The organism is Klenkia sp. PcliD-1-E, from assembly GCF_024124375.1.
Lineage (GTDB): Bacteria > Actinomycetota > Actinomycetes > Mycobacteriales > Geodermatophilaceae > Klenkia.
The window spans coordinates 1-1,362 of the sequence record NZ_JAMXRZ010000252.1 but is presented as its reverse complement, the minus strand read 5'-3'; the positions used below and the strand labels follow the sequence as shown (position 1 = coordinate 1,362).

Genomic DNA, 1,362 nt, shown 5'->3' with positions numbered 1-1,362 from the left:
GGGCCGAGCCGGCGCAGCAGCTCCAGCGTCGGCGCGGGCGCGCGGGCGGGCAGCGGGCTGCGCTCCAGCGCGGTGATGGCCCGGGCCAGCCGAGCGGTGGGCCCGTTCGCCGCCGGGGTGGAGGCGTGCCCGCCCGCACCCTCGGCGACCAGCTCGACCGACGTCACGCCCTTCTCGGTCACCCCGACCACGGCCAGCGGCGCGGTGACCATCGGGAAGGCGCCCGAGGCGACGGCGCCGCCCTCGTCCAGGACGAACCACGGCCGGACGCCGCGCTCGCGCAGCACCTGCACGGCGTCGGCCGCGGTGGTCCCCGAGACCTCCTCGGTGGAGCCGAAGGACAGCCAGACGTCGCGGCTGGGTACGAAGCCCTCGGCGAGCAGCTCCTCGACGGCGCAGCAGATGCCGACCACGGAGCCCTTGTCGTCCAGGGTGCCGCGGCCCCAGACCATGCCGTCGTGGACCTCGGCGGCGAACGGCGGGTGCGTCCAGCCCTCCTGCACGGGGACGACGTCCAGGTGCGCCATGAGGACGACGGGATCGCCGGGGGTGCGGCCGGGCCAGCGCACCAGCAGGGCGTGCGGCTCGACGTCGGTCAGCTCCAGGCCGTGCAGGCGGGGGAAGAGCTCGGCGAGCGTCGCGCGCAGGGCGGTGAAGGGCGCGGGGTCGGTGCGGGCGGGGTCGCGGTCGGCCACGGTGGCGTGCCGGACGAGCGCCTGCAGGGCCAGCACCGCCGGGTGGTCCTCGGTCACCCGGCGGATGCTGTCACAGGCTGTGGGACACGCGACATCACGTGACGCAATGTCGGCGATTGCTTGGCGCGCCTTGTGCGGAGTGGCTACCGTGGCCGGGTCCGCCCGACCGGGGGGACGCCGTCGAGTCGCCACTGGTCTGGAGAGGCACAGGGCGAACCGGGGACCCAACCGCAGTTCTGGGGTGCATCCCCCGACCGGTCGCACGCGGCCGCGAAGGGGTAGGGCGACTTCCCGCTCGAACCCGTCAGCTAACCCGGTAGGCGGCATCGGAAGACCTCTTGGAGTGCCGCCGCATGGCGACCCCCTCATCCTCCGCGCGCGCCCGTCACCGGCGCGTGCCCACCCGCCGGCAGCGCCCGGTCCTCCTGCTCGGCGTCACCGCCACCGGGGCCGTGCTCGCCCACGTGCTGGTCGGGTCCGCGCCCGTCGCGCCGGTCGCCGCGGCCGAGCCGGTCAGCGTCGCCGCCGAGCTGGGCCTCACCGCGCAGACCGCACCCGACCTCGGCGAGCTGGCCGACCTGGCCGCCAGCCGCAGCAGCCGCGAGGACCAGCAGGCCGCCGCCGCCTCGGCGCAGGCCGCTGCCGACCAGGCGGTGCTGGACCAGCA

General features: G+C 76.4%; 1 protein-coding gene, 1 pseudogene and 1 riboswitch. Of the genes and pseudogenes, one reads left to right on the top strand and one right to left on the bottom strand.

The window, feature by feature from the left end:
* Positions 1-752, bottom strand: a 752-nt coding sequence (locus NH342_RS22980) for a M20/M25/M40 family metallo-hydrolase (protein ID WP_253018698.1), incomplete at its 3' end; no start/stop codon positions are given.
* Positions 753-863: 111 nt separating this feature from the next.
* Positions 864-1,033: riboswitch (cyclic di-AMP (ydaO/yuaA leader) on the top strand.
* 15 nt (positions 1,034-1,048) lie between these two features.
* Between NH342_RS22980 and NH342_RS22975 the strand changes: the two are divergent.
* A pseudogene (locus NH342_RS22975) lies at positions 1,049-1,362 on the top strand (hypothetical protein); the annotation flags it as partial.